25 protein-coding genes are annotated in these 19,941 nt (G+C 47.4%); 11 read left to right on the top strand and 14 right to left on the bottom strand.

What is annotated here, in order from left to right:
- Positions 1–2: 2 nt before the first annotated feature.
- Together IEV19_RS09560 and IEV19_RS09555 are read right to left on the bottom strand one after the other, a co-directional pair.
- A complete protein-coding gene (locus IEV19_RS09560) occupies positions 3–1,670 on the bottom strand; it encodes a peptidase domain-containing ABC transporter (RefSeq protein WP_188370427.1) in 1,668 nt (555 codons plus the stop codon).
- 3 nt (positions 1,671–1,673) lie between these two features.
- The gene (locus IEV19_RS09555) at positions 1,674–2,348 is read right to left on the bottom strand and encodes a TetR/AcrR family transcriptional regulator (RefSeq protein ID WP_188370426.1); all 675 of its coding nucleotides are present in this window, start codon (positions 2,346–2,348) and stop codon (positions 1,674–1,676) included.
- Between the two features lie 141 nt (positions 2,349–2,489).
- Here IEV19_RS09555 and IEV19_RS09550 point away from each other — a divergent pair, with 141 nt between their 5' ends.
- The gene (locus IEV19_RS09550; RefSeq protein ID WP_188370425.1) at positions 2,490–2,846 is read left to right on the top strand and encodes a hypothetical protein; all 357 of its coding nucleotides are present in this window, start codon (positions 2,490–2,492) and stop codon (positions 2,844–2,846) included.
- An 83-nt stretch (positions 2,847–2,929) separates the two neighbouring features.
- Here IEV19_RS09550 and IEV19_RS09545 read toward each other — a convergent pair whose 3' ends face one another.
- On the bottom strand, positions 2,930–3,853 hold the full coding sequence (locus tag IEV19_RS09545; RefSeq protein WP_188370424.1) for a LysR family transcriptional regulator: 924 nt from the start codon (positions 3,851–3,853) through the stop codon (positions 2,930–2,932).
- An 86-nt stretch (positions 3,854–3,939) separates the two neighbouring features.
- Between IEV19_RS09545 and IEV19_RS09540 the strand changes: the two genes are divergently transcribed.
- The 7 genes from IEV19_RS09540 to IEV19_RS09510 are packed head-to-tail and all read left to right on the top strand — an operon-like array spanning position 3,940 to position 8,753.
- Positions 3,940–5,376, top strand: coding sequence for an NADP-dependent isocitrate dehydrogenase (locus IEV19_RS09540; RefSeq protein ID WP_188370423.1), 1,437 nt, complete (start codon positions 3,940–3,942; stop codon positions 5,374–5,376).
- 45 nt (positions 5,377–5,421) lie between these two features.
- The gene (locus IEV19_RS09535; protein WP_188370422.1) at positions 5,422–5,568 is read left to right on the top strand and encodes a hypothetical protein; all 147 of its coding nucleotides are present in this window, start codon (positions 5,422–5,424) and stop codon (positions 5,566–5,568) included.
- A gap of 28 nt (positions 5,569–5,596) precedes the next feature.
- Complete coding sequence (locus tag IEV19_RS09530) at positions 5,597–5,905, top strand: hypothetical protein (protein ID WP_188370421.1); 309 nt, start codon at positions 5,597–5,599, stop codon at positions 5,903–5,905.
- A gap of 42 nt (positions 5,906–5,947) precedes the next feature.
- Complete coding sequence (locus IEV19_RS09525) at positions 5,948–6,910, top strand: sodium-dependent bicarbonate transport family permease (protein ID WP_188370420.1); 963 nt, start codon at positions 5,948–5,950, stop codon at positions 6,908–6,910.
- Positions 6,911–6,945: 35 nt separating this feature from the next.
- Positions 6,946–7,509 (top strand): DNA-3-methyladenine glycosylase I, encoded by a 564-nt coding sequence (locus tag IEV19_RS09520; RefSeq protein WP_188370419.1) that lies wholly within the window; start codon positions 6,946–6,948, stop codon positions 7,507–7,509.
- Positions 7,469–8,083 (top strand): hypothetical protein, encoded by a 615-nt coding sequence (locus tag IEV19_RS09515; RefSeq protein WP_229732526.1) that lies wholly within the window; start codon positions 7,469–7,471, stop codon positions 8,081–8,083. Before IEV19_RS09520 ends, IEV19_RS09515 begins: the two co-directional genes overlap by 41 nt.
- Positions 8,064–8,753, top strand: a complete 690-nt coding sequence (locus IEV19_RS09510) for a DUF2490 domain-containing protein (RefSeq protein ID WP_188370418.1) — start codon at positions 8,064–8,066, stop codon at positions 8,751–8,753. The genes IEV19_RS09515 and IEV19_RS09510 overlap by 20 nt, the downstream gene beginning before the upstream one ends.
- Here IEV19_RS09510 and aat read toward each other — a convergent pair.
- Genes aat through IEV19_RS09495 form a run of 3 tightly spaced genes read right to left on the bottom strand, consistent with a single transcriptional unit; the run spans position 8,724 to position 10,695 of the window.
- Positions 8,724–9,398: a leucyl/phenylalanyl-tRNA--protein transferase gene (aat, locus tag IEV19_RS09505; protein ID WP_229732525.1), complete on the bottom strand. Its 675-nt coding sequence runs from the start codon at positions 9,396–9,398 to the stop codon at positions 8,724–8,726. The two genes, IEV19_RS09510 and aat, sit on opposite strands and share 30 nt — an antisense overlap.
- 38 nt (positions 9,399–9,436) lie before the next feature.
- Positions 9,437–9,814, bottom strand: coding sequence for a DUF3127 domain-containing protein (locus IEV19_RS09500; protein WP_188370417.1), 378 nt, complete (start codon positions 9,812–9,814; stop codon positions 9,437–9,439).
- A gap of 2 nt (positions 9,815–9,816) precedes the next feature.
- Positions 9,817–10,695, bottom strand: a complete 879-nt coding sequence (locus IEV19_RS09495; RefSeq protein ID WP_188370416.1) for a flavin reductase family protein — start codon at positions 10,693–10,695, stop codon at positions 9,817–9,819.
- A gap of 106 nt (positions 10,696–10,801) precedes the next feature.
- Between IEV19_RS09495 and IEV19_RS09490 the strand changes: the two genes are divergently transcribed.
- Positions 10,802–11,950 (top strand): sensor histidine kinase, encoded by a 1,149-nt coding sequence (locus tag IEV19_RS09490; protein ID WP_188370415.1) that lies wholly within the window; start codon positions 10,802–10,804, stop codon positions 11,948–11,950.
- 2 nt (positions 11,951–11,952) lie between these two features.
- Positions 11,953–12,315 carry a hypothetical protein gene (locus tag IEV19_RS09485; protein ID WP_188370414.1) on the top strand — a complete coding sequence of 121 codons (363 nt, stop codon included), beginning with the start codon at positions 11,953–11,955 and terminating at the stop codon, positions 12,313–12,315.
- Here the strand turns inward: IEV19_RS09485 and IEV19_RS09480 are convergent.
- Both IEV19_RS09480 and greA read right to left on the bottom strand, forming a co-directional pair.
- A complete protein-coding gene (locus IEV19_RS09480; protein ID WP_188370413.1) occupies positions 12,299–12,688 on the bottom strand; it encodes an HIT family protein in 390 nt (129 codons plus the stop codon). The two genes, IEV19_RS09485 and IEV19_RS09480, sit on opposite strands and share 17 nt — an antisense overlap.
- Before the next feature lie 62 nt (positions 12,689–12,750).
- Positions 12,751–13,227 (bottom strand): transcription elongation factor GreA, encoded by a 477-nt coding sequence (gene greA / locus IEV19_RS09475; protein WP_188370412.1) that lies wholly within the window; start codon positions 13,225–13,227, stop codon positions 12,751–12,753.
- A gap of 131 nt (positions 13,228–13,358) precedes the next feature.
- Between greA and IEV19_RS09470 the strand changes: the two genes are divergently transcribed.
- Complete coding sequence (locus IEV19_RS09470; protein WP_188370411.1) at positions 13,359–13,793, top strand: Rieske (2Fe-2S) protein; 435 nt, start codon at positions 13,359–13,361, stop codon at positions 13,791–13,793.
- A 33-nt stretch (positions 13,794–13,826) separates the two neighbouring features.
- On the opposite strand, the gene IEV19_RS09465 is transcribed toward IEV19_RS09470, so the two are convergent.
- From IEV19_RS09465 to IEV19_RS09440, 6 genes are all read right to left on the bottom strand, one after another.
- The gene (locus IEV19_RS09465) at positions 13,827–15,998 is read right to left on the bottom strand and encodes a TonB-dependent receptor (RefSeq protein ID WP_188370410.1); all 2,172 of its coding nucleotides are present in this window, start codon (positions 15,996–15,998) and stop codon (positions 13,827–13,829) included.
- Positions 15,999–16,276: 278 nt separating this feature from the next.
- Entirely contained in the window at positions 16,277–17,824 is a 1,548-nt protein-coding gene (locus IEV19_RS09460; protein ID WP_188370409.1) for a DUF4301 family protein, read from the bottom strand.
- Positions 17,757–18,383, bottom strand: a complete 627-nt coding sequence (locus IEV19_RS09455; protein ID WP_188370408.1) for an AAA family ATPase — start codon at positions 18,381–18,383, stop codon at positions 17,757–17,759. Before IEV19_RS09455 ends, IEV19_RS09460 begins: the two co-directional genes overlap by 68 nt.
- Complete coding sequence (pnuC, locus tag IEV19_RS09450; protein ID WP_188370407.1) at positions 18,344–18,976, bottom strand: nicotinamide riboside transporter PnuC; 633 nt, start codon at positions 18,974–18,976, stop codon at positions 18,344–18,346. Before pnuC ends, IEV19_RS09455 begins: the two co-directional genes overlap by 40 nt.
- Positions 18,960–19,220 carry a thiamine-binding protein gene (locus IEV19_RS09445; protein WP_188370406.1) on the bottom strand — a complete coding sequence of 87 codons (261 nt, stop codon included), beginning with the start codon at positions 19,218–19,220 and terminating at the stop codon, positions 18,960–18,962. The genes pnuC and IEV19_RS09445 overlap by 17 nt, the downstream gene beginning before the upstream one ends.
- Positions 19,217–19,876 (bottom strand): 4'-phosphopantetheinyl transferase family protein, encoded by a 660-nt coding sequence (locus tag IEV19_RS09440; protein WP_308418533.1) that lies wholly within the window; start codon positions 19,874–19,876, stop codon positions 19,217–19,219. The genes IEV19_RS09445 and IEV19_RS09440 overlap by 4 nt, the downstream gene beginning before the upstream one ends.
- Positions 19,877–19,941: the final 65 nt, after the last annotated feature.

Raw genomic sequence — 19,941 nt, 5'->3', positions numbered from 1 at the left:
CGTTAGCTTTCGTTAATGATTTGGCCGGCTTTCATGGTAATGATGCGGTTGCACTTCCTGGTCCACCTCGAGTTCTGACTTACCACGACTAGCGCCCAGGGGTTAGACTTGTCTGACAGAAAATCTATGATCTTTTCTGCCTCAGTCGGATTAAAATGGTCCAGGGGATCCTTGAGGATAAGAAGCCTGGGCTTGCGAACGATGCTTCTTGCCAGTACGATCTTTTTACCCACTACATAAGGGATCTGCTGTCCTTCCGGATAAAGCATAGTTCTTAATCCTGCAGGCTGGTCTTTGACAAAATCCGTGAGTCCGGTCTTATCCAGCGCCCAGTACACATCCTCATCGGAAATGGAGGAGTCTCCAAAGGTGATGTTCTCGAGGATACTTCCCTCAAAAGGAGACTCTTCTGTCAGGGATTGCCCTATGTGCGACCTGTAGTAATTCAGGGATATCTGCTTTAAAGACACATTATTCACATAGATCATACCCTTGTCCGGTTCAATGATCCCGGCGATAAGCCTCAGCAGGGTTGATTTGCCGGAACTGCTTTCCCCTTTGATCTGTATGGTACATTCCGGGGTGATCGTCATTGACAGATCCCTGATAATAGGGATATTGGTTCCCGGAATGTCGTATTCCACATTTTTGAGTTCCACGTGGAAGGATTCGTTCTCCTTAAAGGGTCTTTCGCCTTCGATAGGCTCGAGGTCTTTGTCTACTACCTGCCCCAATTTTTCCAGAGAGGTCAGCAGATCATAGAAGGTCTCGAGACCCAGGATGAGTTTCTCCACACTGTTGATGACCAAGAGAATGATGATCTCGGCGGCCACGAACTGACCGATATTCATTTCCTGATTAAGCACCAGGATACCTCCGATGAGAAGCAGTCCGACGGTTACCAGCACCTTAAACCCGATCATCTGTATGAACTGTATCACGAGGATTCGGAAATGGCTCTCCCTTGCTTCCAGGTATTTCTCTACGAGCGCATCATTCTTGTCCATGGCCAGGCTGGTCTTGCCGGAAAGTTTGAAACTGAGAATAGACCGGGCCACCTCCTGCAGCCAGTGAGCCACTTTGTATTTGTTTTCTGATTCTTCAAGACTGGTCTCCAGTCCTCTTTGAGCTGTAAACTTGAAGACCAGGTAGATCAAAAAGAGAAGCAGAAATCCGTAAATGATAAAGAACGGGTGGTAGAAAGAGAGCAGCATCAGGCCAAAAATGATCTGCAGCAGTGCGGCCGGGAAATCTACCAGGATCTTGGCCAGACCTTTCTGAACCGTCAGGGTATCAAAAAACCTGTTGGCCAGTTCCGGGGGATAGAAATTTCTCAGTTCACTGAGTTTTATCTTGGGGAACCTGTAGGCGAATTCAAAAGATGCCCTGGTAAAGATCTTCTGCTGCACGTTTTCAATAATCCTGATCTGCATGAGCTGCAGTACGCCCACAAAAGCCACACCCAGGGTCACGAGAATTACCAGTACAATCCATGAAGTGCTGATCTGCGCTCCCTGGATGAGATTTATAATCGCCTGTATCCCAAGAGGGAGGGACAGGTTTACCAATCCCGCAAAGATCGCGTAATAAAAAATCTGGAAAATATCCCTTTTATCCAATTTCAAAAGCCCGAGCAGACGTTGCCAGGCCGTGAGTACAGTCTTTGCCATTTCTTACTTGTCTATTGATTTAAAAACAAGGTCCGTGAAGTATTCTGTGGGTGTAACCTCATCACCGCAATCCGTAAGTGAAGGAAAATGCTGGACGAGAAAGTACTGGTGCAGGGTACCTTCTAATACCGTGCTTGCCAGACTCGCCGCGAAGGGATATTCAGGAGAGACCTCTGTGATCATCTCTTTCATTCGCATCACCATGCGCTTGTAGATCTCAAAATAGCCTTCCTTATTCTCGTTATCAACCTCTTTGGTCAGGTATGATTTCGAATACTCATTGATAATGATATCATTGAGCAACACTTCGTTGATGTGTGAAAAGGATGCGTCGAGCACTACCGGCTTGCTGATGACCTCGATGGCCTTTTGCAATTTCTCAGCCGGATTGGAAATACTGTTGGTCGCAAATACAAACTGATACTCCAACCATCCCCAATACCAGGAGGTGAGATAGAGTAACAACTTGTGTTTGTTCTCAAAGTAGCGGTAAATTGAACTCTCGTTGGAGCCGATCTTATCTCCCAGTTTTTTAAAGGTGAAGGAGTCGAAGCCCAGTTCATGTATCATCAGGATACTGTGTTCAACGATCCTTTTCCCGAGATCAGACGACTCCGGATCCTTCACATAGGTCTTGTTATTGACCTCGATCTTGATGGTCTGCAAGAGATGTTTCATCCGGTGTTTCTTTGGTTACTGTCGCAAAAATAATAGTATTACTTTCATATCTTAATAGTTTAACTATTTTTTAACAAGAGTATTACTTGATTAAGTGGTGTAACTTGCCTAATTTTGACCTGAACAACAAAACTGATAACTATGAGACAATTTCTATTAACACTTTGCATCCTTGGTGGAAGCCTTACGCTTCAGGCCCAGGATAAACAGCAGGTCACCGTTGAAAAAGGTACCCTGTTGACCATTGCGGAGCCCGTCTCCGACCAATACAGATATGTCCTTTTCCCCAGAAAGAATTTTATTATCAAACGCGGTGGCATTGCAGACATGAAAACTGTGTATGGAAAGGAAGTGGAAGTGGTGGATTTCGCCTACACTTCAGACGGGGATACGAAAGTGACCCTCAGACGTACTGATGGAAAGAAATTCTTCAGGAATTTTAAAACTGTAGACGCTTACCTCGAAGATGCACTTACTGCGGGTGAGCTAACAAAATAAGTGTTTGTTCTCTGATACCGGTCCTGTCATTCCGATCTTAAGGAATTTGGCAGGCCGGTTTTTTTTTTGACCCTGCCTGTCCGTTAATACCCTTCATACCACTTGAATTTTTCCTGAATAATTGCGTCCTTCTCGGCCCTGACATATTCAAGATACGCTTCAGCAATAGGAGAGAATTTTTTTGATCTCAACCAGATCAGGTTCCAGGTAGTGCTTATTGGCAGTCCTTTTACGGGCAATATTTGGAGGGAGCCCATATTTAGTTCATTCTTCAATCCTATAATGGGCATAATGGAATAGCCGAGTCCGGCTATAACCGCTTGCTTAACCGCCTCGTTGGAGGTAAGCTGCATCATCTTCCCGGTCCTGATCCCGTTAGCCTGCAGAAAGTCAACCATGGCCCTTCGCGTAGCCGAACCCTTTTCCCTGAAAATAAAAGGCAATTTCGAGAAATCCGATTTTCTTATCGCCTTCCCTTTCTCGAATGGAGCCTTACTCCCCACTAGGTATAATTTGTTCTTCATGAGGGTGACCATGTCTATATCGAATTGTTCCGGTAAAACAGAGACCAGGGCAAAATCGACCGCATTCTCTTCCAGGCTCCGGATCACCCCCGCCTTATTGATGACGTCCATCTGTAGGTCGACTCCTTCATGATCTCTCATAAATCCGGAAAGGAAGTACGGCATCACATACTTTGCAGTAGAGACTATAGAGATTTTGAGGGTTCCTACGAGTTGACCTTTATGGGCACGGGATCGGTAGCGAATGGTCTGTACCTCATTGAGGATGCGTTCACTCACCTGGGCGATCTCCTGCCCGAATTCCGTGATATATAACTGTCGGCCGATCACCTCGGTCAGAGGAATATCGAACTGTTCCTGAAGTTTTTTAAGCTGGATGGACACAGCCGGCTGAGTAAGGTGAAGCACCTCGGAGGCCTTGGTAATACTCTTGGTCTCAGCGATTGTCTTGAAGATCCTAAGCTGCTGCAAAGTATAATTCATAAATAATATTTATGTATTGCATTGTAAATATAAATAAAAATAAATGAATCAAAGGTCCGTTCTTTGCGCCAAAATTTACAGAAGCTATGACAAAAATCACAGTTGCCAAAGGAGATGGAATAGGTCCTGAGATCATGGACGCCACCCTTGAAATTTTGAAAGCTGCCGGGGCAGAACTTGAAATCGAAGAGATCGAGGTAGGCGAAAAGGTCTACCTGCAGGGGAATTCCTCAGGTATCTCATCTGAAGCCTGGGAATCCATAAGACGAAATAAAATCTTCCTGAAGGCCCCTATCACCACCCCACAGGGTGGAGGTTACAAAAGTTTGAATGTGACCACCAGGAAGTCGCTTGGACTTTACGCCAACGTCAGGCCGTGTTTCAGTCTTTCACCCTTTGTCGACACCAAGCATCCAGAGATGAATGTAGTGATCATCAGGGAAAATGAAGAGGACCTTTACGCTGGGATCGAGCACCAGCAGACTGATGAAGTGGTGCAGTGCCTTAAACTGATCAGCAGGCCGGGATGTGAGAAGATCGTTAGATACGCCTTCGAATTTGCACGCAAATACAACAGAAAGAAAGTGACCTGCTTCACCAAGGACAATATCATGAAGCAGACCGACGGATTGTTCCACCAGGTCTTCAAGGAGGTCTCGGAAGAATATCCGGATATCGAGAACGAACACTGGATCGTAGATATAGGTGCCGCAAAACTAGCAGACACCCCGGAAGCCTTTGACGTCGTTGTCATGCCAAACCTCTACGGGGATATCCTCTCGGATGTGGCGGCACAGATCGCAGGTTCAGTAGGCCTCGCTGGTTCTGCCAATATCGGTGAGTCCTGTGCCATGTTCGAAGCTATCCACGGTTCTGCCCCCAGACGAGCCGGACAGAATATGGCCAATCCCTCAGGATTGCTGCAGGGAGCCATCATGATGCTGAATCATATAGGTCAGACCGAAGTAGCCGAAAAGATCCAGAACGCCTGGCTTACCACTGTAGAAAAAGGGATCCACACCTACGACATTTATAAGGAAGGGGTAAGCAAGAAAAAAGTAGGGACCAGGGAGTTCGCCCAGGCCGTGATAGACCATTTGGGGCAGACTCCCGAAATACTCGAAAAAGTGTCCTACGAAAAGGGTTCCCCTCTGCAACTTCCCGCCTATAAGCGCAAACAAGGTGCAAACAAGGAGCTCCAGGGGGTAGACCTCTTCGTGCACTGGGATGGCTACAAGGCCTCCGAGATCGCAGAGCGATTACAAAAATTAAACACTGAGAATATCGGTTTATCCATGATCACCAACAGGGGGATCGTCGTATGGCCAAAAGGCTTCGATGAGACCTTTTGTACAGACCACTGGAGATGCAGGTATACCAATCCCAATGGACAATCCGTGTCCAAAGAGGAGATCGTTTCCCTTCTCCAAAAGGCCATCGACCACGGGATCGATGTGATCAAAACCGAAAACCTGTACACCTTCGAAGGAAAACCCGCATTTTCCCTCGGACAGGGCCAATAAGAATATTCATTACATAAACAATTCTATATGCTATCGTCAAAAACAATGATCACTCTCACTCTGGGATCGGCCTTTTTCCTGGGTTTCATCGCACTTTCCATGCACTATGATCTCATGTTCAAAGAGCTTCTCGCACTGGGCTTCATCCTGGGGTGCATCGTCTTTATGAAACTCGTAACTATCAGAAAGTAAATTATTTAATCCTTTAATCACACATCAAATGCAAACTCAACAAAAAGAAATCCAAAAGGAGCAGACCACCATCAAACTCGTGGAAGGCACCTACACACCTGTGGAAGCCGCTGATATCCTGTTCGCCCTTATCGGGGATAAGATCAAATTCCACAACATGCAAATCCTGAGCCTTCAGGAGCGTTTTGGTATTGATTCTGTTCACTCTGAGCAAAGGATCAAGGAATTAAAAGCTGCCAAAATGCAGGTAAAGGATCTGATCCTGGAAGCACGGGATGCCGGGTTGACACTGCAGATCGAAGGTAACATCAAAATCAACTTCCTGCCAGAGGAATAAAAGCCGGTACCGGGTTAGGTACCCGGTAACCTTCTGAGAGATATGGATCTACATCTGCTGGTCGATAATCTGACCAACCCTGCCTTGCTGTTCTTCTTTTTTGGGATCCTGGCCGTTCAACTAAAGAGCGATCTGGAGATTCCGGCCAGTTCCTCCCGATTCATTTCCCTATACCTCCTGTTCTCAATAGGGTTCAAGGGTGGATTGGAACTTTCCCACAGTGAACTCGATATGGAGATCCTCTGGTCCCTCCTGTTCGGAGTCCTCTTAGCCGTCACAGTACCTTTATACGCCTTTGCCCTGTTGCGGAAGAAATTCGGGGTAGATAATGCCGGTGCTATCGCCGCGGCATACGGCTCTGTAAGCGCTGTGACCTTTGTAACCGCCGTGTCCTTCCTGGAGATCGAACAGATCCCTTTTGGCGGACATATGGTGGCCGTAATGGCCCTGATGGAAGCGCCCTCCATCATCGTTGGGGTACTGCTGATGTCGCTTTGCAGGAACGGGAAACAAAAGGAGGTCAGTCTCAGAAGCGTGCTTCACCATTCCCTTACCAATGGCAGTGTGTTGCTGATCCTCGGAAGCCTTGTAATCGGCTTCCTAGCCAATGAACATCAGGCCGAAGGGATCACACCATTTACCACTGATATCTTTAAAGGGTTCCTGGCTGTTTTTCTCCTGGACATGGGAATTACCAGCGGAAAAAAACTCGCGTCTTTTCTCGATAACGGCTGGACAGCCCTTTTCTTTGCCCTTCTCGTCCCACTATTCAACGGTTGTGCCGTAGCCATGCTCAGCTCTTTTGTCACAGACAACATTGGGAACCGGTTCCTGTTTGCTATCCTTGCCGCAAGTGCCTCCTATATCGCGGTACCCGCAGCGATGCGACTCGCCGCCCCTAAGGCCAACCCCAGTCTTTATGTGCCCATGGCTCTGGCTATAACCTTTCCATTTAACATTACAATCGGCATGCCCATCTACCTGTACATTATTCAATCGTTCTAGAATTTCATCTTATCTTTAGAGAAAGGATTCTCGGGATGGACAAAATTCGATGCGGGTGGTGTAAAGGCAGTGAGCGTTATATCCGATATCACGATGAAGAGTGGGGAGTCCCCGTAAAGGATGACGATGCACTCTTCGAATTTCTCATCCTGGAAACATTCCAGGCGGGATTGAGCTGGCTTACCGTACTGAACAAAAGGGAAAACTTCCGCCAGGCCTTTGACAACTTCGACTTTCGGAAAATAGTGCACTACGACGACAAGAAATTAGATTCCCTGCTGAATGATCCGGGGATCATCAGGAATAAATTAAAGGTAAAGGCCACCGTAAGCAATGCGAAGGCTTTTATACAGATCCGGGAGGAATTTGGCACCTTCAGTGACTATATCTGGGGGTTCGTAGATCACACCCCTGTAAAAAATTCCTTTACTGACCTCTCTGAATTGCCGGCCAGGACAGAATTGTCTGATCGACTTAGCGCAGATCTTAAAAAAAGGGGATTCAAGTTTGTAGGGAGCACCGTAGTCTATGCCCATATGCAGGCAACCGGCATGGTAAATGATCACCTCACCTCGTGTTTCAGATATGATGAAGTATAGCTTTTTTTTAACCATTGCGAGCTTTTTGGTCTCCTTTCACCTGTGCGGTCAGGCTAAATACGAACGCGAATTCAGGATCACAAAATCACAGTTTCCTGAGCAGGCCCTTACGTGGATAGCTGAAGAATTAAAAGATGCGCGAAGGGTTAGGTTTTACAAGGAGATAGACAGCGCCAGAGTCAGTTATGAAGCGAAGTTCAAAAAGGACAGACTTCATTACAGTGTTGAATTCAATGCCCAGGGTGAACTTGAGGACATCGAATTGTTGATCGAGGAGGTTGACATCCCGCGGGAGGTATACCAGGCTATTGAGAATTATATCACAGGGGAATGCAGCCGTTTTAAAATACGCAGACTACAGCAGCAGTACCCGATGACAATGGAAAGGAATACCGAAGCCGTGATCAGAGATGCCTTCCAGAACCTAATCCTCCCCTATATCAATTACGAACTGATCGTTTCCTGCAGAAAGGATACAGGTCGGGTGGAATACGAATATCTCTTTAACGCTGAGGGTTCCTTTATCTCCCGCAGGATTTCCTTACCACCAAATTATGACCATATACTGTATTAGATTTCTGCTGATTTGCTTGTTCTTCCTTGGAATGAACAGCCTGATGGGGCAGGATTCATTTACCACCTACTTCCAGCCTCAACTGGCCTTTAATTATAAGGTATTGCCTTTTTATAGTCACAACCTGACCATAGGAAACAGGAATTATATCTATAGAGACGGGGAAACTCAATTTCAAGGCCGAAACCTGGATATTACCCATTTTTCCACTTTCTCATCGGGGGCCAATTCAAGTTTGGGGCTGGGTCTAATGTACAGATTCAGGGAGCTTTTTGAACCGGAACGGAATAATGAATTTCGCCTCACTCAACAAATGAACATCACTTCGCGTCCGTTGATAGCCCGATACGGACATCGATTGAGGTCGGAGCAACGAATTTTCCCTGACCTGACTATACATCGCTTCAGATATCGTTTTACACTGGATTTCCCCCTCCAGGGAGAAAAAGTCGATGTGCGAGAAACTTACATGATCCTTAACGCGGAAGCCTTGCTTAGCGCAGGCAGGGGTATGTCATCCCAGTTCGACCAGCGTTTTACCGCTACCCTGGGCTGGTTGCTGGAAGAAGACCTGCAATGGCAGGTGGGATTGGAATACAGGATGGAAGATTATACGGCAAGTACGCGGCCGGTTCTTTTCTTAAACTCCTCCTTGGTTTTCTCCCTTTAGAATAGCTACGTACTTTGTCCTTGAGATCAATTCAGCTCCAAGGCTTTCAAGGTGGGTGGTGTGTAGCTGGCAGTCGATCAGGCTATACTCTTTCTCCTCCAGCTCCCTGGCCAGATGGATAAGGGCAAATTTGGAGGCGTCTCGAGCTTTACTGAACATACTCTCCCCGCAGAATACATGTCCCAGGTCTATTCCGTACAGTCCCCCGACCAGCTTATTGTCCTTCCAGACATCATAGGAATGGGCAATGCCCTTGTGATGCAATTGGATATAAGCCTCTTTCATTTTCTCGGTGATCCAGGTACCATGCTGCCCGGGACGGGGTGCCTTGGAGCAGGCATCGATGACCTCCTCGAAGGCCTTGTCTCGGGTAACTGTAAAAATACCCCTGTTCAGAGTATTCCGCATACTCTTGCTCACCTTTACCTTGGAAGGAAACAAGACCATTCTCGGATCCGGACTCCACCAAAGGATAAGGGAATCCTCACTGAACCAGGGAAAGATCCCATTGCGGTAAGCCAAAATGAGCCTTTCAGGGGAGAGATCCCCTCCTACAGCCAGCAAGCCCTCCTGGTTGGCCATCTCCACCGGGGGAAATACCAGCCGATCATCCAAGAAGGTAATGGGCGTGTTCTTGTTCTTCACGACAACAGAGTTATCTTCCGGAAGAGTGTAAAAAGATCTTAGAAAGGAAGATCGTCGTGATCCTCCTCATTCAGCTCATTGGCTGGTTCAAAGGCATCCATCGGAGGTACGGGAGGCATCTCCTGTGATCCTTCCCCAACCTGTAATTTTTCTATACGCCATCCCTGAATGGAATTGAAGTATTTGGTTTCCCCCTGAGGGTTCACCCATTCCCTGCCTCTCAGGTTGATGCTGACCTTTACGCTGTCTCCCTCCCTGTAGGAATTTAGAAGATCGGTCTTATCCTGAACGAATTCGATCATCAGGTGCTGGGGGTATTGTTCTTCTGTTGTCACGACCAACTCTCTCTTCCGGAAACCGTTGGATCCGTAGGTTTTGGTCTCGTCGATCATTTTGATCTTGCCTTGTATTTCCATAATCACTGTTTTAACATGAGTACCTTCCAGGCGGAAGATACGTCGTTCTTCATTAAATATTCTCTTGCTTTTTGATGTACTTTCTGTACATCTCCACTTATCTCCTTAAGATCGGGATGCTCTTGCATGAATGCCTCTAAGGATTCCGGGGCGGGCAGGCTTTCCACATTCCCGAGCATGCCCAGATCATTGCCCGTCAGAACCGTGCTTGTCCTCACCTGTTCCGGCAGGCTGTCCACTCCTATTCCCTTTGTGCTCAGGGGCTTGGGCACTTCAAACATTCCGGACCTGGCCCTGGAGTACCAATTTCCGCCCATTCTGGCCACCTGGTCAATTTTATGCTGATCTATTCCCCCATCGGCGTTCAGTATCGATTTCTTGATGTGAATGCGCACGACTTCGGAAAATATAAGATTCCCGGCACCTCCTTCCTTTCCCAGGGGTTCTACCTTGGTAACCTTGCATTCGAATTGTACGGGCGACTCTCCCACACGGTAGGGTTTGATCCTTTCTGATGGCACCATGGTCAGCCCGGCCTTCACGAATTCATTCTCTCCTTCTTCGTATTCAGTGCTAGCCAGGGACATTTGCTGTACCATGTCATAATCCACGATATTGACCACCACTTCCGGGATCCTGAGTACGTTCTCCAGGGTGTGTTTGGTGGTATTATCCCGCACCCTCCTGGCCGGAGAAAAGATGAGTACCGGAGGATTGGCACTAAAAACATTGAAAAAACTGAAAGGAGACAAGTTAGGTCTTCCTTTTTCGTCTATGGTACTGGCAAATGCGATAGGTCTTGGGCCCACCGCCCCCAGTAAATAGCCGTGTAGGCGCGCCACCGGCACCTCCCCGGGAACTATGGTTACCGTCTCACTCATAGGAGACAAAGGTACGCAAAATGTGACCATTCCCGGAAGCTTCCCAAGGCTTTGAATGCAACAAAAGAGATCAAATTAAGTTATCTTTAAGTCACGCAATGCGAGGATGAAAATCAATCCAAAAAACAAATTCAACAATCTTATCTTGCTGATAGCATCCTTTGTTATCGTAAGTCTTATCCTTTGGAATACCAACAGTTTCTTCAGGAAATTCAAGGAAGAGGAAAGGCACAAGATGGAAATATGGGCAACAGCACAGTCAGAACTCCTTCAGTCTTCAGAAGACAGGGATCTGGGTAATCTTCATGTCAAGATCTTTCAAAACAACACTTCTACCCCTATGATCCTGGTCAACAGGGATGGATCCATAAAGACCAATAACATGCCTGAAGAGGAAGCGGCCGATTCCCTGAAGATCCGGAAAAAGATCACAAAATTCCGCAATGAGAACACGCCCATAGAGATCAGCTATGACGGGGAAACCCTGGCTACTTTGTATTACGGGAACTCAGAAGTCCTGAATAAACTAAAATACTATCCTATCGCCTTATTACTGATCATTCTGCTCTTCGGTACGGTCATCTTTTTCTTTTTTAAAACGAACAAAGCTTCGGAACAGAACAAGCTCTGGGCCGGGATGGCCAAGGAGACGGCCCACCAGATCAGCACTCCCCTTACCTCCCTCCTGGGGTGGAATGAATTGCTGAAGCAGGAAGATCTCAATAATGCAATTACAGAGGAGATCGAAAAAGATATCGACAGACTTCAGACCATTACCGAACGATTCAGCAATATAGGATCCCTCCCAAAACTGGAGAGGCTGGATATCGTGGAAGAAACGCGCAAAGCTTACGAATATCTCCAGCTTCGCAGCTCACGCCTGATCAGGTTCACCTTCCATTCAAAAGTGGAATCCCTCCCTATCATGCTGAATGCTGCCTTGTACAACTGGACCATTGAGAACCTTGTTAAAAACGGAATAGATGCGATGAAGGGGAAAGGTTCCATCTCCATCGAGATTATTCCTGAAGGGAAATACGTCAACATCCTGGTTTCAGATACAGGTCAGGGGATTCCAAAGAGTAATTTTCAGACCATTTTTGAACCGGGCGTCACCTCAAAGAAACGGGGATGGGGTCTGGGCCTTTCTCTTGTAAAAAGGATCGTTGAAGAGTATCACAAGGGTAAGATAAAAGTCCTGACCTCCAGTAAGCAGGGCACCATCATGCAAATCTCTTTATTGATAAACCCATAACTATGGCGAAGGAACAACTGGAAATGATCAAAGAGGCAGATCTGACAAACAACTGCCCCGAATGTTTTAACCAGGAGCTCAAATTGACTTTTTATCAGAAACACCTGATCAGCAGGTTCTTCAACAGGACCACCTCCGAGGTTAGTCATGAGATCAAATGCCTGACTTGTGGCTCAGTAATCTATCCGGTATCATGGACGGATGATATTGAGAGGAGCTTTGAATATTTTCAAAAACTGACCACTCCCAGACCCAGTAGTGTAAAGCTTACAGGGTTGTCCGTCTGGCTTCTTGTTGTATTGCTCGTTCTGCTTGGGGTATCAGCCTATTTATATCAGGCCGGATTTTTCAAAGATTTGATCTGATTCGGGCAGCTACTTCTTCGAACTCCTCAGGAGAGAGGGAGACCTTTTGCTGAAAAGTTGCGTTCGCCATAGTGTGCAGGGGAATCAAATGCACGTGCACATGGGGAACTTCAAGGCCAATGACCGTCATTCCCACCCGTTTACACGGGACGGCCGCCTCAATGGCCAGTCCGACTTTCCGGGCGAACTTCATCAGGCCCGTATAGGTCTGCTCATCCAGGTCGAGGAGCTTATCAACCTCCTTTTTTGGAATACACAGGGTATGTCCGACAGCGTTCGGGTTGATATCCAGGAAGGCAAAAAAGTTTTCGTCTTCCGCGATCTTGTAACAGGGGATCTCTCCTTTGATGATCCTGGTGAATAGTGTGGGCATAGTACAGCAATAAAAAATCCTGTCATAAGAATGACAGGATTAAAGATAGTGAATATTCTTCCTCAGCTCCTGCTGATCTCGAGTATTTCCAGTTTAAGGGTTCCGTTCGGGACCTTGATCTCTGCCGTTTCACCCACCTTTTTGCCCAGGAGCCCTTTCCCGATAGGAGAGGTCACAGAGATCTTTCCTGCCTTGAGGTCTGCTTCGCTCTCAGCCACCAGGGTATAAGTCATCTTCATCCCGTTTTGTTTGTTTTGAAGTTTTACGGTCGACAGCACCAGTACCTTGGAGGTATCCAACTGGGATTCATCTATGAGCCTGGCATTCGCCAGGGTCTCTTCCAGTTTGGCGATCTTGAGTTCCAGGTGGCCCTGCGCCTCCTTGGCGGCGTCGTATTCTGCGTTTTCCGACAGGTCGCCCTTGTCCCTCGCATCGGCAATCGCCTGAGAGGCACGTGGGCGCTCAACGTCCCTTAAATGATTGAGCTCTTCCTTTAATTTCCTTAATCCTTCAGCTGTATAATAAGATACATTGCTCATATCGTCTCGTTTTATAAATAGAAAATCCCCTTCATCTACTGCTCCCGCCGGGAACGTATTTTCGAGAGGATTAGGGTCAAAGATACAGAATTTTTGATGACTTTTGCAGGGAGACCCACAGGTGTAATCCCATGAGAATAATAAAATTATTTACCCTTTGTATTCTCCTACTCTCCTGCAGCAATGACCAGGGGCAACGCAATCCCTATCTACAGGAGATAGGCTTCCGATTTGAGGTGAACCTGAATCTCCCGCTTTACAGCCCCCTAACAAATCCGGGCAACGCGGTCTACATAGGAGCACAGGGAGTCGGGGTCCGTGGTGTTTTTGTGATGAATACGGGATTCGCATACAGGGCTTTCGAGGCCAGTTGCCCAAACCACAGCCCAAGTTCCTGTTCCACCACTCAGCTGGAGGGACAAACTGCCGTATGTGCCTGTGAAGGATTTGAATACAGCCTGTTTACAGGACAGCAACTTTCCGTCCCCCAGGACGGGAACCGATATTTCAACATGCTGGAGTACAGGGCGGTCCAGAGCGGAAATATCATTACGATCAGCAACTAGGACTGCCTTTTCTGTAAATACAGCTCTTTTTAATTAAAATTCGAGCTGGATTCCAGCCAGGAAATTAATCCCGGCCTGGGGATAATAGCCGGCTCCTTCTACAGTCGTGGTCGTACCCGGGTTGCTAAAGGTGTCGTCGAAGGTGAAGAAATACCCATTGGAGACGTATTTGGCATCGAACACATTGTTGACCAGGGCTGAAAGCACCACCCTCTTCAGAAAATTTGCAGGCCTGATCTCATAGGACACATTCAGGTCTGTCTGGGAATAGGCTTCCAGGATGGAGGCCTCAGAATCTATGTTTCCCATATACTGTTTCCCAACATATTTGGTCAAGAGGGCCAGGGTAAAATCCGAATTTGGTTCATAGGCGATCCTGTTCCCTGCAATGATACCCGGGGAATATGAAATATTGGTATTTCCCAGTTCTTCCAGCACACCATCCCGCTGGAAGACGTAGTCTATATTTTTATTGGTCGACAGGGCGAGGTTAGGTTGCCAGATAAAAGAGTCTCCGAGTTTGATAGCCGCGTCAATCTCAAGGCCAAACCGATAACTGTCGCCGACGTTTGCTCTCAATGGTGCCCCCACATCATTGAGTTCTCCCGTGAGTACTAGCTGGTCCTTATACCTCATGTAAAAAAGGTTGGTGTTGACCTGCACATCAGGGCTGATATAGCGCCAGCCCAATTCGAGGTCGTTCAGGCGTTCAGGCCTTGGGTTGCCGTTCTCATAATCGTTTCGGTTAGGTTCCCTGTTGGCCACTGCCCATGAAAAATAAAAATTGTTATTCCGGTTCAGGTCATAGATCACCCCGGCCTTGGGATTGAAGAAACTGAAGGTGTCATCCACGATACCGGTCTCATTTCCATCAGCCTGGTAATTTACCGACCGCACCTGCAGGTCGCCGTAAAAGCTCCAGCGGTCTGTCCATTGATAATTGGCCTTGGCATACAGGTTCAGATCCGTTTTTCTGGAGGAATCGTCATAATAGCGATCTCTGAGATCTGCACCGGGAGCAATCCTGGCCCAAATTACTTCACCAAAATGATCGCCTTGATACCAGTTATACCCCCCTCCCAGGATAAATTTTACTTTCTCAAAATCACGATTTAGGGAGAAGACCGTGCCGTAGAAGTCATTGTCGAGCCATCGCCTTCTTACCAAGTCTGTCTCCGTAACCAGTTCCCCGTTAACAGTCACCGGTTCGAATCCGTAAGTGGCAAAATCATCATCTTCCCTGAACTGCTCAAAATAGCCCCTTCCCCGAGTATAGTGCAGGGCGATATTTGAATTCCATCCCCTGCCAAGTGCCTGGTTCCAGTGCAACTGAAAATGGTCCTGTTTATAGTCATCCACCTCATTTTCATAGAAACGGGTCTGCCCGTTCTCATCCGTGTACTGTCCGGCCGGATTGAAACGCCTGTCAGTAGCCAGGGTCTCGGCGTCAATGCCAAAATACGCCTGGTAGGTGATCTCATGCCCCCCGAAGAGAAGCGCCTTTACCAGGGTATTCTCATCCCGGAAAGCCCCCTGAAGGAAGTAGGAGTCCAGAGCCGAAGAGGCCCTGTCGATATATCCGTCTGAGATGATCCTCGACAATCGTCCGGAAAATTCGAAGGCATCGCCCAGGAGCCCTGTAGAGAACTTCACGTTGTTTCTCATCGTATTGAAACTGCCATAAGATGAAGACAACTGCGCATATCCCTCCTCGGAAACAGCGTCGGTAAGCAGATTCAGGCTGGCGCCAAAGGCCCCTGCCCCGTTGGTGGAGGTTCCTACGCCCCTCTGCAATTGAAGGTCCTCGGTAGAAGAGGCAAAATCGGGCAGGTTTACCCAGAAGGTCCCATGGGATTCAGAGTCGTTATAGGGAATGCCGTTGATGGTGACGTTGACCCGCGTAGCATCGCTTCCCCTAACACGTATTCCGGTATAGCCCACTCCGGCCCCTGCGTCTGAGGTAGTTACCACAGAGGGAAGGAAGTTGAGCAGGATCGGAATATCCTGCCCCAGGTTCCTGGGGGCAAGTTCTTCTTTGGTCAGGTTCGAAAAGGTCACAGGGGATTCCCTGGTTACCCTTACGGAAGACACCAGAACCTCATCCAATACGATCTCCCTGGCCGATGTGGTGTCCTTTGCCTGTTCCTGTGCGTTTGCGAAAACGGCAACACATCCAATCAATGCGAACAAAACTCCTTTTTTCATTCCAAAAACTTTTTTTAGAATAAAAGGGGTACTTATTCTGTTGAACCGATTATTTGTGGATACCCATTGGGAAAGAATCGAACATGGGTCTGAATCTTTCTCAAATCCGACCTGCCGTATTTCGGAAGGCCTGTTCCCTTGGCAGCATTACCCGCCCAGGTTCATTGGGTGTACTCTCAGCCTTTAACCCCGGGTAGGACCGGTAATGTAAAGGCACCCCTTTGAGACTGTGCAAAGATACGTACTTGTTGTGAAATCTTTGCCAATTGTGAGGATCTTTATTCTGACTGTACCTGGTGGGCTGGCTTGAGGAGGTCATTGACGGTCTTGACCGGATTGAAAGTACTGATGGGCACTTCCACGAAAACCGTGTTCCAGTATGCCATACCCCCGTTCCACAAGCCCGGTAGTTCCAGGGCTTTTAGAGGTTTTCCTTCCTGGGTTTTACGGGTGATAAAACCCTGCTTCTCATCAGCGAAACGCAGGAGATCGTATTTGCTTCCCTTGTGATCCTTCACCCCGCATACGATATCCACCGGATTGAAATGGGTGGCTTCACGGAATATATTGGCCTGGTGTTCCCTGTCCAGGTCAACCTGGGCCGATTCCACGATCTGAAGACTGATATTGCCATTCCTGTCCTTTACCCAGAAAGGCCCTCCTCCAGGTTCTCCTTCGTTTTTTACCATCCCGCAAACCCGGAGCGGCCGGTGTAATTTATCTTTCAGGATCTCCAATTGCTGCCCTATGGTAAAGCTTTCATAACTGTCTGAGAAACGAACATTGAGCTCATCTATCAAAAATGTTTTGATCTCTTCCATATCATTCCCGCTTATCGTATCCCCCTCAAGAAGTCGGGCGTAACCAAATACCTTCTCCTGTAAATGCAGTAATACCCCGGCAAGGAGTTTTTTGGAAGCCGCTGTTTCAGGCGATTGATCACGGGTAACCACATTGTCGATGTTCTTGATGAAGATGATGTCTGCATCCTGTTCGTTCAGATTTCTCAGGAGAGCCCCATGACCTCCGGGTCTGAAAAGCACGCTCCCGTCCTCATTCCTGAAAGGCTCATTCTCCGGTGTAACTGCGATGGTGTCAGTGGCCTGACTTTGATAGGAATACCCGATCTCAAACGCTGTACCGGTCTTCTCAGTAACCCGCTCCTGGATCTTCTCCCATTCCTCGTCAAAAAGGGATTGATGCTGCTCTGATATCGTAAAGTGTAAAGCAGCCTTTTTATTTGCACTTGCGTAGTCCACTGCTTCGAACAGGTGTTCCTCAAAGGGAGTTGTAAGTATCTTTCCGTATTTATGAAAGGGTAACAGGCCTTTTGGGTAAAAACCGTAGTTCAGGCCATCCTCCCTGAGAAGTTCATTTACAAAGGCGTACTTATCAGCATCTGAGGTCAGATCCTTAATCCCCAGTCTTTGGAGCACCAGATGGTAGAATGGGAACTCAGCAACTCTCTTAAAGAAGTTCTCAATATTACTGTCCCCTTGATTTTTTAAGTAGTCTTCAAAAGACTCCTTCTCGGGGTTGAATTTCTCAAGAAAACCAAAAAGAGCTTTAAACATGCGGGATGCTGCTCCGGAGGCTGGGACAAACTTCAAGAGGGAAAAGGAATGCCCGGCCGTTTCAAAGACTTCTATATACTCTTTTATCTCCTTTGAATTCAATTTCAGGATTCCCTCCCCCACCCGGGCAGGGGCGTAAAGATTTACATTTGGGATCCCTTCCATAAAGGTCCGAATCTGCTCTTCAACCGTTTTTTTGCTGATCCCCTTCTCTTCGATCTGCCTTATGTCCCTCTGGGTGAATTCTATCATGTGTAATTAGTTTGTCGATATGTTCTATGGCCGTTTTCAGCCTGGTTTCCCTATCTCCTTTTAAAATAATAAAATTCCGTTTATACCGGATCAGGGTCTGCTCGAAATACCTGTACATCTCTTCCCGCTCCCCGGGTTTGTCACGCAGGTCGTCCTTTACCCAGGGGGTATCGATATAGGTCAGCAGGTAGAGATCGTAAGTGTTATCAAGGGCATATTTCTTTAAGATGGGATCGGAATACCCAAGGTAATACGCCTCAGAATAGACCATGGTCTCCAAAAGGTCCGTATCACAAATCAAAAGGCGTTTTGCTTTCTCAGTGGCTTCATTTTCTAGCCTGATCTGACCTTCGGCAATAGGAAGAAGGTCGTGGGGCTCGCAAGTCTTATGTTCCCTGTCCCATTTATCCTGCAGATATTCGCGGGCATATTCCGGAACCCACAGGGTCTGATAATGTTCTGCCAGATCCTGGGAAAGAGTGGTCTTGCCGGTAGATTCAGGACCGAACAGTACTACTTTTATGATGTCTGAAGGGAGTTGTCTAAATCTTTCTTCCATGCCAGGTACCCTTGTATCGCAAGGACTGTAAAGATAAGGTATTGGAGGGAAAGCATCCCCCAGCCCCTGTAGGCGTATAGGGGTACCGTGATGACATCTGCCAGGATCCAGAGGGTCCAGTTCTCCAGTTTCTTGTTTGCCATATACCACATCGCTGTAAAGAAGACACCCGAGGTAAAAATATCTATGTAGTTGGCTCCTTCAAGCAGGGTTCCGTAAGCTCTGTACACCCCGTAGGTAACAGCCATGGTCAGCAGGAACATCCCAAAACCGATGGCTTTTTCTCTCGCATTCGTTCTGGAGATACGCACCACACGCTTGTCGTCTTTCTTCCTGGCCCAGTTCCACCAGCCATAAATACTCATGATCGAATAATAGAAATTCATCATCATGTCCCCGAATAGTTCATCCATATAAAAGAGGTACACCGTGATGACAGTCGCCACAAGGCCGGTTGGATAGACGAGGATGTTTTCCCGTTTTGCATAGACCACACTGGCGATACCGAAGAAGAAGGCCACTGCTTCCAGGGCGATGAGATATGCCTCTCTTTCCCTGTAAGGATCCAGGAAAAAATCAGAAATGGGGTTCATAATCGCTGCGGTCAGATTTGACGATCTTCATGTAGAGCAACCCGTGGTCAATGGATTCAAAGACCTCCTTCAACTCGGTTTGGAGCAAGGTCATGACCTGGTCATATGGCCCAAAGACTTGGGTGCTGAGCGGATTCTCCACTACTTTCAGGCCCGAGGCCCTGAGGGCTTTGATAAAAGCGATCACAGGGGGTTCAAAATCGTCCTGCAGCGGACTCAGGGTAAGCTCGACAGAAATGTTCATAGGTCATTGATTGCGTTCAGGATCAAATAGTCTTCTGAGGTATCGGACCTTAAATGAAGGGCATAAGCACAGGTAAAGCCTTCGAATTCCAGAAAGTGGATGTCGAAGAAAAAGGAATCGCCATTCAGGTGGATGAGACCCGTGGTCCGTAGCTGATCCAACCCAAAATCCCTGATATCGATATTCTTCAGAAAGCTCAGCCCTACCGTCGAATCAATCTTGTACAGGGATTCCTTCCCGCACCAGACCACGGTTAGCTTCCTTTTCAGCAAGACAGGATCTTGAATCTCATGGTATTCTGATACAGGGGTAAATTTATGAGCGATCTTCAGGATCTTATCCCTCTGTTTTTCAATGTCGATACCCACCGGTACGTTATCGCTGACGATGATGCCGGTAAAGTGGTAGCTATGAGTAATGGAAATAAAGGAACCATCCCTCAGGTGTGGTTTACCTAGTTCGTCATAGTGAAGGTCGTGGTCTGCATACCCCTCCAGCGCCATAAGGTGTCGGATACTGAGAAATCCCCTCCTGTGGAGTTCGGATTTCATGCCTTCGTAACGCTCCCGGCAATGGGGCGTGAGCGATATCCCTTTTGCCAACGCTTCCTCAGTCTCCGTGATCTTCCAGATATGCACCCGGACACCAGGATCCATTGTTATTGTTTTGTAAAGAGGCATGGGATATTTTAAGTTATCACTATCTTTGAGGTCCAAAAAAA

It is taken from the genome of Muriicola marianensis, from assembly GCF_014638095.1.
Classification (GTDB): Bacteria; Bacteroidota; Bacteroidia; order Flavobacteriales; family Flavobacteriaceae; genus Muriicola; species Muriicola marianensis.
Note: the sequence above shows the minus strand (reverse complement) of the source record. Positions and strands in the feature narration are given on the sequence as shown.